Source organism: Candidatus Saganbacteria bacterium, assembly GCA_026387835.1.
Lineage (GTDB): Bacteria > Margulisbacteria > WOR-1 > JAKLHX01 > JAKLHX01 > JAPLKZ01.
Genome location: JAPLKZ010000012.1, coordinates 24842 through 36931, shown reverse-complemented (window position 1 = coordinate 36931; position 12090 = coordinate 24842). Strand labels below are relative to the sequence as shown.

Annotated in this window: 12 protein-coding genes; 11 read left to right on the top strand and 1 reads right to left on the bottom strand. The window is 47.5% G+C overall.

Translation table 11 applies throughout. The features are described 5' to 3' along the window. From NTZ10_06655 to NTZ10_06620, 8 genes are all read left to right on the top strand, one after another. Window positions 1–428, top strand: a 428-nt coding sequence (locus NTZ10_06655; GenBank protein ID MCX5749901.1) for an SUMF1/EgtB/PvdO family nonheme iron enzyme, incomplete at its 5' end; no start/stop codon positions are given. A 180-nt stretch (window positions 429–608) separates the two neighbouring features. Then, window positions 609–1748 (top strand): alanine--glyoxylate aminotransferase family protein, encoded by a 1140-nt coding sequence (locus NTZ10_06650; protein MCX5749900.1) that lies wholly within the window; start codon window positions 609–611, stop codon window positions 1746–1748. Beyond that, on the top strand, window positions 1745–3322 hold the full coding sequence (serA, locus tag NTZ10_06645) for a phosphoglycerate dehydrogenase (GenBank protein ID MCX5749899.1): 1578 nt from the start codon (window positions 1745–1747) through the stop codon (window positions 3320–3322). The genes NTZ10_06650 and serA overlap by 4 nt, the downstream gene beginning before the upstream one ends. Before the next feature lie 3 nt (window positions 3323–3325). Further along, window positions 3326–4669, top strand: coding sequence for a sigma-54 dependent transcriptional regulator (locus NTZ10_06640; GenBank protein MCX5749898.1), 1344 nt, complete (start codon window positions 3326–3328; stop codon window positions 4667–4669). A 33-nt stretch (window positions 4670–4702) separates the two neighbouring features. Further along, window positions 4703–6550, top strand: a complete 1848-nt coding sequence (locus NTZ10_06635; GenBank protein ID MCX5749897.1) for a hypothetical protein — start codon at window positions 4703–4705, stop codon at window positions 6548–6550. Between the two features lie 12 nt (window positions 6551–6562). Further along, window positions 6563–7969 (top strand): ATP-binding protein, encoded by a 1407-nt coding sequence (locus NTZ10_06630; protein MCX5749896.1) that lies wholly within the window; start codon window positions 6563–6565, stop codon window positions 7967–7969. 20 nt (window positions 7970–7989) lie between these two features. Next, window positions 7990–8274: a hypothetical protein gene (locus NTZ10_06625; GenBank protein ID MCX5749895.1), complete on the top strand. Its 285-nt coding sequence runs from the start codon at window positions 7990–7992 to the stop codon at window positions 8272–8274. A 111-nt stretch (window positions 8275–8385) separates the two neighbouring features. Beyond that, complete coding sequence (locus tag NTZ10_06620; GenBank protein MCX5749894.1) at window positions 8386–8841, top strand: hypothetical protein; 456 nt, start codon at window positions 8386–8388, stop codon at window positions 8839–8841. On the opposite strand, the gene NTZ10_06615 is transcribed toward NTZ10_06620, so the two are convergent. After that, window positions 8831–9217, bottom strand: a complete 387-nt coding sequence (locus NTZ10_06615; GenBank protein ID MCX5749893.1) for a response regulator — start codon at window positions 9215–9217, stop codon at window positions 8831–8833. The two genes, NTZ10_06620 and NTZ10_06615, sit on opposite strands and share 11 nt — an antisense overlap. 117 nt (window positions 9218–9334) lie before the next feature. On the opposite strand from NTZ10_06615, the gene recO reads away from it, so the two are divergent. Genes recO through NTZ10_06600 form a run of 3 tightly spaced genes read left to right on the top strand, consistent with a single transcriptional unit; the run spans window position 9335 to window position 12089 of the window. Further along, a complete protein-coding gene (recO, locus tag NTZ10_06610; protein MCX5749892.1) occupies window positions 9335–9946 on the top strand; it encodes a DNA repair protein RecO in 612 nt (203 codons plus the stop codon). Continuing rightward, on the top strand, window positions 9931–11148 hold the full coding sequence (locus tag NTZ10_06605; protein ID MCX5749891.1) for an MFS transporter: 1218 nt from the start codon (window positions 9931–9933) through the stop codon (window positions 11146–11148). The genes recO and NTZ10_06605 overlap by 16 nt, the downstream gene beginning before the upstream one ends. Then, the gene (locus NTZ10_06600; protein MCX5749890.1) at window positions 11145–12089 is read left to right on the top strand and encodes a radical SAM protein; all 945 of its coding nucleotides are present in this window, start codon (window positions 11145–11147) and stop codon (window positions 12087–12089) included. Before NTZ10_06605 ends, NTZ10_06600 begins: the two co-directional genes overlap by 4 nt. Window position 12090 lies beyond the last annotated feature (1 nt).

Sequence of the window (12090 nt, the reverse complement as noted above, 5' to 3'; positions counted from 1 at the left end):
GCAAATTTCTAATGGAAACAACTGGCAGGAAGTTCGGTCTGCTTACAGAAGCACAATGGGAATTCGCGGCAAGAGGGACTGAAGGAAGAATATATCCGTGGGGAAATGAGTCGTATGAAGGGCGCGTTAATTTCAATAACAGAGGAACAACTCCTGTCAACAAATTCCCTACGGGCGCAACGCCTTCAGGGATATTTGATATGGCGGGTAATGTATGGGAATGGGTACAGGATTGGTATGCGAGTGGATATAACGTAAATGATTTGACAAATCCTAAAGGACCGAAAAATGGCATTAATAAGGTGTTGCGCGGCGGTTCCTGGTATAACAACGATTCTAATACGCTGGATGCTGCGTACCGGAACAACGACAGACCGGGGGATCAGAGCAGCGTTCTCGGTTTCCGCCTCGCCGAGGACTTGGGTTAACACCTTTTGTCTTTGTCCCTTTACGCCTTTTCCGGCGCAAAAATTTTTGGGTTTGGTTGAGATGCGATAGGCAGAACAATTCCTGGCTAGAGTTTACGATTTTCGCTTTACCCTCATTGACCCGTTGAGTATAGATATTATATAATAAAAATATCCCCAATTTTAGAAAGGAAAAATAAAATGGCATTCAAAGAGTATCTGATGATCCCCGGCCCGACCCCAGTCCCGACCCGAGTCCTGTCCGCGATGAACAAGCAGATGATAAATCACAGAGGGCCTTCGTTCTCCAGTATCATAAAAGAAATAGTTGAAGGCGTGAAGTGGGCTTATCAGACGCAGAACGATATAATAACGCTCACGACTTCCGGTACGGGCGGAATGGAAGCCGCGATAGTCAACTTTCTGTCCCCGGGAGACAAGGTGTTGTCACTGAACATCGGGGCGTTCGGAAACAGGTTCGCCAAGATAGCGCGCGCTTACGGCGCTGATGTAGACGAGGTGAAATTCGAAAGAGGAAAAGCGGTCGACCTTAAAACTGTCGAACAGAAACTCAACGAAGACAAAGCAAAAGTGATAAAGGCGGTCCTTATTCAGCAGAACGAAACATCCACGGGCGTTCTTAACGACGTGAAGTCAGTAGCTCAACTGGTCAACAAGCACGGCGCATTGATGATCGTCGACGCGGTATCAGGGCTTTTGACGGCGCCTCTTAAAACGGATGAGTGGGGACTCGATGTCGTCGTGTCCGGTTCCCAGAAAGCTTTCATGGTCCCCCCGGGGCTGGCATTCGTGTCGGTCAACAAAAAAGCATGGGCCGCAAACGAGAAAGCCAAGATGCCGCGGTTCTATTTTGATTTCAAGCAGGCGATGAAATTCGCGGAGATAGGCGAGACCCCCTGGACGCCGGCAGTATCAATTATTTATGCGATGCAGGAAGCGATAAGGATGTTAAAAGAAGAAGGAATAGAAAATATTTATGCAAGGCATGAAAAACTTGCGAAAGCAGTCCGCGCAGGAGTAAAAGCTTTGGGGCTGAAACTTCTCGTGAACGATGAAAGCATAGCTTCAAAAGCGGTGACGCCGGTATTCCCTCCGGACGGTATAGAAGCGGATAAGCTCAGAAAAGCGATGCGCGAAAAATACGGCATAGTCCTCGCGGGCGGGCAGGAAGATCTCAAAGGAAAGCTTTTCAGGATAGGCCATCTCGGTTATATCGATAAGATGGAGGTCATAGCAGCTCTTGCGGCGCTCGAGATCGAACTCGGATCAAGCGTCAAGAAGGGGGCCGGGGTCGCGGCGGCAGAGGAGGCTATGGCATGAAAGTCCTTATAGCGGATAAAGCCGCGCCTGAAGGCATCGAAAAACTGAAAGCAGCCGGTTTTGAAGTGGATGTAAAGACCGGTTGTACTGAGGACCAGCTTTTGGCGATCATAGGAGATTACGACGGAATGATGGTCAGGTCGGAGACCAAAGTCACCGCAAAAATAATAGATGCCGCAAAAAAGATGAAGATAATCGGAAGGGCAGGAGTAGGCGTGGACAATATAGATGTGCCGGCTGCGACAAAAAAAGGCATTATAGTGGTCAACTCTCCGGATGGAAACACTATCGCTGCCGCCGAGCACACCTTTGCCATGATGATGGCGCTGTCGCGTAATATTCCGCAGGCGGTAGCCTCGTTAAAGGGAAAGAAGTGGGAAAAAAGTAAATTTATGGGAAGCGAGCTTTATAATAAAATACTCGGTATTGTCGGAATTGGCAAGATCGGAAGCCGCGTCGCTGCTTATGCCCAAGGTCTGGGCATGAAAGTGATCTGTTATGATCCGTTCATTAATGAAGATTATGCAAAAAAAATAGGGGTCACGGTCAAATCTCTGGACGAAGTTCTAAAAGAATCAGATTACATCACCCTTCACCTGCCAAAGACAAAAGATACGGCAAAGATGATCAACAAGGACAAGATCGCGCTGATGAAGGACGGCGTAAAGATAATAAATGTGGCAAGAGGCGGCATCATAGACGAGGCCGACCTTAAGGAAGCACTTTTATCAAAGAAGATCGCAGCTGCAGCTTTGGATGTATTCGAAGTTGAACCGGCTCCCGATAATCCGTTGATAGAGCTTGAGAACGTGATAGCGACCCCGCATCTCGGCGCCTCCACCGTGGAAGCCCAGGTGAATGTTGCCGTCGATGTCGCGGAGCAGATCGCAGATGTCCTTAAAGGCGGGATGGCCCGGGCAGCAGTGAACATTCCATCGATGAGGCCGGATATTTTGGGCCCCGTAAAACATTTTCTTCCTATAGCCGAAAAACTGGGCAGCTTTGCCGCGCAGATAGTGAGCGGACCTGTGACAAGCGTTGAAATATCTTATCTGGGAGAGCTCAGCAACAACAATATCACGCCTTTAACCACGGCTGTATTGAAAGGTATACTCGGGTACGCTCTCGGAGAATCTGTGAACCATGTTAATGCTTCGCTCATTGCCAAAGAAAGAGGCATCTCCGTAAAAGAAGTAAAAAGCGGGGATGCGGAGAATTTTTCTAATCTGATATCCATAACAGTAGTTTCGGGCAGCGATAAAAAAACCGTTGCCGGAACGGTCCTTGGCTCTTTCGGCGAAAGACTTGTCAGGATAGACGACCTTCAGACCGATGTGGTGCCTACGGGATTTCTTTTGATAACCGAGCATACCGACAAACCGGGTATCATCGGCAAAGTCGGCACTCTGCTGGGGGAAAACAATATCAATATCGCTTCGATGGACGTCGGCAGAAAATCCATCGGAGGAAAAGCAGTGATGATACTGAACATCGACACTCCGGCCAGTGATGATATGCTGAAAAAGATCAAAAAGATAGAAGGGATCTCCAACGCTCTGGTTGTCAAGATCTAGAAAATGTCAAAACCAAGGCCCCTTATAGCTGCCGTAGATGACGAAGAGGACATCTTAAAAACTATAAATACCGTACTTAAACCGACATACAATGTGACCGCTTTTTCCTCTCCCGAAGATGCGCTGAAAAAGATCCCGCCGCTAAACGTCGATGCGGTGCTCCTCGACATAAAAATGCCCAAGATGGACGGCATTACTTTCCTTAAAAAACTGAAGAAGACGGATCCGGAAGTACCCGTGATAATTCTTACCGCGCTGTCCGACTCAAGGACGGCTGTCAACGCCATGAAAGAGGGCGCCTATGATTATATCAACAAGCCTTTTGACGCCGATGAACTTAAACTCGTCATAGAAAAAGCCCTTGAAAAAAGGACCCTTGAAAAAGAGAACAGGGCCTACAGGGAGATCAGCAAAGAAAGTTTTGAGGATATCATCGGAACATCGGAGCCCATGAGAAAGGTCTTCGGTCTGATAGAAAAAATAGCTCCGTCGGACAGCACCGTGATGATAACAGGCGAGACCGGCAGCGGCAAAGAAATGGTCGCTAAAGCCATCCATAGAAAGAGCAACAGAAAAAATAAGCTGTTTGTCGCGGTCAACTGTGCCGCGGTCCCCGAGAACCTTTTTGAATCGGAGCTTTTCGGGCACGAAAGGGGATCGTTCACCGGAGCCCTTGAAAGGCATATCGGCAAGTTCGAGCTTGCCGACGGCGGGACTATCTTTCTTGATGAGGTCGGGTGTCTGCCCTATCCGATGCAGGCAAAACTTTTGAGGGTGGTCCAGGAGAGCGAAGTGCAGAGGATCGGAGGCAGCAAGGCAACAAAGATAGATATCAGGATCATCTGTGCCACAAATGCCGATCTGAAAGACAGCGTGAAGAAAGGCACTTTCAGGGAAGACCTTTTTTTCAGGCTGAACGTCATTCCTGTCGATGTCCCGCCGATACGGTCAAGGACGCAGGACATCCCGCTCCTGCTCGAATATTTTCTCGGCCGTTTCAATAAAAGGTCCAACAAGCGGATAAAAGCGTTCACCCCTCAGGCCATAAATATTTTAAAAGGCTATTACTGGCCGGGCAACGTCAGGGAGCTTGAGAACGCTGTCGAGCGCCTTGTCGTTCTATCTTCAAAAGATATCATAGATGCAGGCGACCTGTCCTTTAATATCATTGACAAGCACGATATCCCGGTGCAAATGCGGCTGGAAGACGCGGTCGGCCATTTTGAAAGGGACCACCTGACAAAAATTTTCCTTAAAGCCGGATGTATCCAGTCAAAAGCCGCCAAGATGCTGGGGATCGACCGTTCAACATTGATCTCAAAACTGAAAAAATATGATATTTGTTGACTTATCAGCGTATCGTAATTATAATATAACCAAATGAATATTCTTGACCTGATCTTTTTTGGCGCCATAATCGCCAATCTGGTATTTGGATTTGTCATATTCACCAAAGGCCTGAAAAGCAGGGCGAACAGGTGTTTCGCTTTGATAGTGCTACTGATAATATTTTGGCTCTATTTCTCGTACTCGGCGACATACAGTGCGATAGCTCAGAGCGAAAGAGCTTTTTTCTGGGTCAAGATGGGTTATGGGGCCGCAGCCGTGCTCCCTTCGCTTTTGCTGTATTTTGCTCTGATATTCCCGGATGACGCGTCAGCGGGACTTCCGGTCATCTCCGCGGTCTTTTCGCCGGCCCTGGTCTTTATTTATCTTTTGTCTTCGGAATACATAATAAGGTCCGTTTCATTCATGCGGGGGGATATCGCGAGTATCGATTTCACGGAAATAAACACGGTCTTTATCCTGTATTTTGTAATATACATAGTGCTGGCACTGGGCGTGCTGCTTAAAAAATACTTCTCTATCAAAGGAGTGGCAAGGAGCCAGATCCAGTATGTTTTTGCGGGAACACTCATCCCTTTGGCCGTAACGGCGGGATTTTATAATTTTGCGCCTGCTCTCGGGATAAGGGACGGATGGTATATCTTTAACATAATCGGGCCGCTGTCGACGCTTTTTTTTACGGGCCTTGTCACATACGCGATCAGCAAGCAGCGTTTTGTGGGATTGAACGTTATTCTGAGCAAAAGCGTCGTCTATTCGATGCTGGCGGGTATTGTCACGGCCGTTTATTTCGGATGCCTTTACCTGATCGCGGCTATATTCCAGACAATAAGCGGGAATTATTCCGTCCTGATAGTCATGATCGTGTTTTTCATTTTTGCCGTGATATTCGAGCCCCTGCGCGACAGGTTCCAGGAATGGGTAGACAGTATATTTTTTAAGAGCAAGCTTGACTACGAAAAAACGCTGAAGGAAACAAGTGCTGCCATGAGCGTGCTGTCGGGCACCGAAAGGCTGCTCAAGATAACGGCGCGTCTGATAACCAGGAGGATGAACCTTACCGGGGCCGCCCTGTTCTGGTATAACGATAAAAAGGACAGGTTCGAGATAAAAGGCGTCGACGGCTCGATCAAGGAACTTTCCGGATTTACGATGACATCAAATTTTCCGCTCATAGAGGCTCTCGAGGAAAACAAGGGGGTGCTTTTAAAGAGCGATATAGAAAAACAGCTGACCGATATCTTTATCACATATTACGAGAAGAAAAAACTTGAGGACGTGCTCGGCGACATCAACAAGCTCAAAGTCTCTTTATGCGTGCCGAGCATGATAAAGGACAAGATGGTCGCTTTTCTCGCTCTGGGAGAAAAGCTTTCAGGGGACCCGTTCGATGAAGAGGACCTGAACTTTCTGATGACGCTGGCCAACCAGAGCGCGATATTCGTGGAGAACAGCCTGCTGCTTGAAAAGGAAAAAGAAGCGGCAATGAAACTGGCGGAAGCGGAGGCAAGAGAAAAATACACGGTCATGCTTGAGAAGATGAATAAACAGCTGATAGAAACGCGCGAGGAGCTTGTGAAAGCCGAAAGGCTCTCTACTCTGACCAAACTGTCGGTGAGCCTCCAGCACGAGATAAACAACCCTCTGACCTCCGTGCTGGCTCAGACCCAGGGACTGCTGCTGAAACTCGGCACTCAATCGGAAATGCCGCTCGATTTTATCAAGGAAAGGCTGCAGACGATAGAAAGGGAAGCCAGGAGAATAAGAGAGCTTCTGATAAATCTGGCGCATATAACCGAGCCGATCGTGAGAGAATATATGCCGGGAGTTGAGATGATAGACATAGGAGCTTCTGCAAAAGAAAATGAACCCCCCCGATGATCATTAAATAAAATGTCAATTTATCCGTTCCTGCTTCTTTTGCTCTCGGTCCTGGGGGCCGGGTTTGCGCTGTTGGTATATGTTTACGGGAAGACAAGGCCCGCGGCTGTATTTCTAGCCCTGTATAATACTGTATTTTCGGTCTGGTGCTTTGGCCAGTTCATGGGCGAGATATCGATCTCAAAAGATGCAGTGCTTTTTTGGACCAGGGTCAATCTTGCCGCCGCGGTCTTGATCCCGGTCGTTTTTATGCTTTTTGTATACGCCTTTCTGGATAAGATCGGGCAAAGAAAGCCGATAATATCCATATTTGCCGCGCTTTCGATGTCGATCCTGCTCTTTTTGCCTACGCACTATTTTATAAACGACCTTATTGCGACAAAATATTTCAGGTTCTATCCTCAAGGAGGCCCGGTCTATATTTTTTTCATAATGGTATTTGCCGCGGCAGTCGCGGCCGCTTTTACGGATCTCGTCTTTGAATACCGGCACTCGAGCGGCACCAGGCGCAACCAGACCGCATATATAATACTGGCCTCCATTATCGGATTCGGAGGAGGCGTCCTGTGGTTTTTGCCGGCTTTCGGCGCGGATGTCTATCCATACGGCATATTCATCGTGCCTTTCTATCTTTTTATCGCGGCTTATGCCATCGTGAGGCATAACCTGCTGGATATCAATATCGTCCTGCGGAAAGGGATCTTGTATCCGCTTTTAAATTCATTAAATCCGGGAAACTCGCGGCTCAATTCGATACACTACGAAAATATGGCGGCTATCGGGGTGGTAGCGGCATCGATCGCACACGAGATAAAAAATCCGCTGACAGCCATAAAAGGTATGGTCCAGGTACTTCCCGAGAACATCCACGACAAGGACTTTATTGCTTCATTCAATGATATCGTCCCCAGACAGATCGAGAAGATAAACGGCGCCATTGAAAAACTGATCAGGTTCGTCAAAAGTTCTTCCGCGGCAGGCGGGCTGCAGGCAAACCAGGAAGATGTCAATATAGACGAAATGATCGATGATATCCTGTTCATTATCAGGATACCGTGCGAGAAAGCGGGTATTGTCATCGAAAAAAGCACTATTTCACCAATAAAGATCAAAGCTGACAGGGCTCTCCTGTCGCAGGCATTTTTCAATATCATCTTGAATTCCATGCAGGCCATGCCTTCCGGCGGGGATCTGCGCGTGACGATCGATGCAGTATCGGTCGAAATATCCGATACGGGAATAGGTATAAAAAAAGAGGATCTTCCCAGGATATTCGAGCCGTTCTTTTCTCAAAAAGAGAGAGGATCGGGAGTGGGCCTCGCGGTAGCCGCGGGCATAATAGAAAGCTTTGGTGGTAAAATTGAAGTTGACAGTGAGCCAGGGAAGGGTGCAAGGTTTATAATAAGCTTTAAGCGCTAAGCACTGAATTAGGGAAATACATGAAAAAGACATTGATAGTCATGCTTTTGATAATAATCACCGGTTTTGTCGCGTTCAGATTATCAGCCGGCACGAACGAGTCCGAAAAAAAGGATTTCATAATGCTTAACGCCCAGATCAACAGACTGTTAAAAGAGCCAAAAGACGGGGCAAGATCAAATTTCGACATTCCCATCGGGATCAGGATCCTGGGCTGTACCCCGGACCGTAAATGGTACAAAGCAAGGATATCTTATAATTTTCTCGGATATCACGAGTACGAAGGCTGGGTCAAAGTAGAATAGGCGTTTCTGTACTCTACCCCCGTCATCTATACTTCAAATCTCAGCCCCCTCACATTTTAAGAGAAATTCCGCTCAAAAATTGACGATATATTAATAGAGGGGGTAGAGCATATGAAAGCACTAAAAATGATCTTATTGGCAGTTTTCATGCTGTCATCGATCGCGGTGTATCTGCCTGCTGACGCGACCGCAAAGAAAACTGCGTGCAGGAACAGTAAAAAAGCCGTACAATTGAAAAAGGTAAAAATAAAAAAGGCACGCAAAATAGGAACCAATAAAAAACAGACGATCAAGGTGAAGAAAAGATCAGTACTTCCTCAAAAAGATTCCGGCGCCATATTTGTCACTTCCCATAAGGTCCTCGATATATACATCGACGAGGATATCATAGGGAAAGCGCCGTTGACGGTCGAAGCGGTAAGGCCGGGAAGGCACCTTGTTGAAGCTTACAGCGGAAGGGACATCGTATTCAGGAAATACGTGGATGTAAAGAAAACAGATACGGTTGTCATAGAAATAAACGGTAAAAAGGATGTCGCGGAAGAGGACCCGGATTTTATAATATAGGCTTCGGAGTGTATTTTTTCAGAACAAATTCGACCCTGTCCCTGAGATCGTCCATATTGAACGGTTTTGTGATGTAATCGACAGCCCCGCCCCTTAAGCCCTCTATCATCTCGGATTCAGAGTCCTGGGCCGTCAAAAATATCACCGGTATCTTGTTCAGGGCTTTTTGATCCCTGAGAGAGCTTAAGACCTCAGTCCCGCCCATCCCGGGCATGCTGCGGTCAAGAAGTATCAGGTCAGGCGGGTCTGCTTTTGCTTTTTCAAGGGCTTCTTCTCCGCTCGCCGCCAGGATGACAGTATGTCCCGATCTTTCAAGCATCGTGCCGGCTATCTTGAGGATGTTAACTTCATCATCGACCATCAGGATCTTTGCCATTGCAGTTCTAAAAATAGCATAGTCCCGCTCCTTAAGTCAAGGCTCAATTACATCTTATAATAGAGCTAAGATCGGGTTGACTATACTTGACCCATCGTGTTAAAGTTTATTCAAATAATGGCATTCTATAAGACGGAAGCGGTGACGCTGAGGTCCGTGAGATTCGGAGAGGCCGACAAGCTTGTGACCTTTTTTGCCAGGACCCACGGAAAGGTCAGCGCGATAGCAAAGTCGGCGCTCAAGACATCGAGCAAGTTCGGGGCAAGGCTTGAGCCGTTCTCTTACAATCAGATATTCCTCGCAAAAGGAAAAAACCTTGACATCCTGTCGCAGATAGAGACAATAGAGACTTTCCACACAATAAGGGAGGAAGAACATACTTTTCAGGCGGCAATGTATATAATAAAGGTCGTGACATCTTTCCTCGAGGACGGGGTAAAGAACGAGGCGCTGTTCGATCTCGTGACCGATTCGTTCTTCATGCTGAAATCGGGGGTTTTACCATTGCTCGTGACCAGGATGTTCGACGTCAAGTTTGCCGACCTTGAAGGGATATTGCCTTTGCAGGAGTTCTCAATGAACGAAAGACAATGCGTCGGACAGATGAAAAACGGAGATTTTGACGCCTCTCATTTTTCCGCGTCGGACCTTATACATATCGACAAGATCCTTATCCCGTGCCTGTCCGACCACTTAGGAAAGGATATCCGCCTTTGGAAAAGCCTGTAATCCCGCCAAGATTCAGCGCCGTGTTAAAGAACAGATCATTTGTCTGTCTCTGGATAGGTCAGGTCCTTTCCCAGATGGCCGACAGGATATACATATATGTGCTTGTCATAGTTGCCTACAATCTCACAAAGACCAATCTCGGGGTCTCGGTCCCCATGCTCTCTTTCGGCATCCCCTCCGTGCTGTTCGCTTCGTTCGCCGGCGTATATGTGGACAGGTGGCAGAGAAAGAAGACCATGGTGATGTCTGACATACTGAGGGGTATCCTGATAATCCTGATGATCTTTCTTCTGCAAAGATCTCTTTTCACTATTTTCCTTGTAAGCCTTCTGATCTACACGATAGCCCAGTTCTTCGCTCCGGCGGAGGCGTCGCTCCTTACCGAGGTCGTCGAGAGGGAGAACCTTATCGTGGCAAATTCGCTTTTCATGACCACGTGGATGTGGAGCTCTGTAATAGGGTTCGGCATCGGAGCTCCGCTTGTCATAATATTCGGAGAGGAAGTGACCTTTGCGATCGCGGCGATGCTTTATTTCATATCAGCGCTTGCGGTATTCATGGTGCCGCATAAGGACGGCGCCAGGGAGAAAAGATACTCTATAAAAAGCGTGAAACATGACCTGCTAATGGGTTTTGAGTTCATAAGAAGGAACGTTGTCGTCAGATATTCGCTGCTGAAGATGATGGTGATAACCTCGGGCCTTGCCGTGATATGCATGCTCGCGATACAGTTTGCCGAACAATATATCGGCATCGGCGCGAGGAATTTCGGTTATCTGGTCATTTTTACGGGGGCGGGAATGATGCTCGGCATGCTGGCTCTCGGAAAATTGAGCCACTATTTCAAAAAAAACATCATAGTCTTTATAGGCTTCATCTCTTCCGGGACAGTCCTTATCCTGCTGGCATTTACCAGGAACGTCTTTCTTGCTTTTTTGTACTGCTTCATACTCGGTTTCGGTAATATATTGATCAATGCGACTATACAAACCATAATTCAGCACAAAACTCCGAGGTCCCTGAGGGGAAGGGTATTCGGGATACAGAACATGCTTATCAACTTCGCGTTCACGATACCTGTGGTCGTATTCGGCCTCATAGCCGACTATTTCGGCCTGGACAGGGCGATACTTGCTCTCGGACTTATAATCCTGTTATCGGGCTTACTCAGCATTCTGGTGCCAAAACTCCGAACGGTATGATATGCCATTATTATCTCACTTACAGATGCAGCTGCCGGTGCGAGTTCTGCCGCATTTCAAATGACAGCGAATTCGAGGGGGTCGAAGAAGCGGGCATCTATACAATAGAAAAGAACCTCGATTCACTCGTCAAGCTCGGGGTCAAGTCAGTAAATTTTACCGGAGGCGAGCCCCTGCTGCGTCATGACATCAAGGATATCCTGTCCATCGCCAAGAAAAAGGGATTGCATGTTGCTCTTTTTACCGGCGGACTTGATCATCCGGAAAAGCTGTGTGAGATGAAAGGCCTCCTTGACGAGCTTTATATACCGCTTGACGCTCCCGGCGAAGAAGAACATAACAGGATAAGAGGGCAGGAATGCTACGCCGAAGCCGTTGCCGGCATTTCCCTGGCAAAAAAAATGGGCATGGACGTAAAGATAAATTTCACGGTCACGCGCGACAGCGTGAGATCTCTTCCGGAAATGGTGGACCTCGCGCAGCACAGCGGCGTGACCCTGAGAATAAATCCCGTCCACCATTTTTTCGGGTTTGAAGGCTTTGAAAAGATATCGGTGGATTATATCCTGAGGTATGCGCGGAGAAAGAATGTCGAGATGAACAGGGCCGTCATGGAATTATTGAAGCACGGAGGCAACGACAAGAACAAGCCTGTATGCAGGGCGCTTGAGACCACGGTCACGATCTCGCCGGACGACCATCTGATACTTCCGTGCATAAATTCCTTTCAGGCAAGGATACCTATAGACGGGAAACTTGAGAAGGTCATGAACTCGGATATAATAAAAGGGTATAAAAAACTGGAAGGAAGGATGGACGCGTGTGCCGGTTGCGCGGACATCGACTATATGATCCCTTCGTTTTCCTGTAAAATAAACAAATACCGTCTCCTCGATCTGATATCAAGTTTTGATAATATGAACAAAAAAAAGGACGCGTAAA

Coding starts and splice junctions, on each gene's coding strand:
- NTZ10_06650 (MCX5749900.1), top strand. CDS start 609: ATGGCATTCAAAGAGTATCTGATGATCCCCGGCCCGACCCCAGTCCCG.
- serA (MCX5749899.1), top strand. CDS start 1,745: ATGAAAGTCCTTATAGCGGATAAAGCCGCGCCTGAAGGCATCGAAAAA.
- NTZ10_06640 (MCX5749898.1), top strand. CDS start 3,326: ATGTCAAAACCAAGGCCCCTTATAGCTGCCGTAGATGACGAAGAGGAC.
- NTZ10_06635 (MCX5749897.1), top strand. CDS start 4,703: ATGAATATTCTTGACCTGATCTTTTTTGGCGCCATAATCGCCAATCTG.
- NTZ10_06630 (MCX5749896.1), top strand. CDS start 6,563: ATGTCAATTTATCCGTTCCTGCTTCTTTTGCTCTCGGTCCTGGGGGCC.
- NTZ10_06625 (MCX5749895.1), top strand. CDS start 7,990: ATGAAAAAGACATTGATAGTCATGCTTTTGATAATAATCACCGGTTTT.
- NTZ10_06620 (MCX5749894.1), top strand. CDS start 8,386: ATGAAAGCACTAAAAATGATCTTATTGGCAGTTTTCATGCTGTCATCG.
- NTZ10_06615 (MCX5749893.1), bottom strand. CDS start 9,217: ATGGCAAAGATCCTGATGGTCGATGATGAAGTTAACATCCTCAAGATA.
- recO (MCX5749892.1), top strand. CDS start 9,335: ATGGCATTCTATAAGACGGAAGCGGTGACGCTGAGGTCCGTGAGATTC.
- NTZ10_06600 (MCX5749890.1), top strand. CDS start 11,145: ATGATATGCCATTATTATCTCACTTACAGATGCAGCTGCCGGTGCGAG.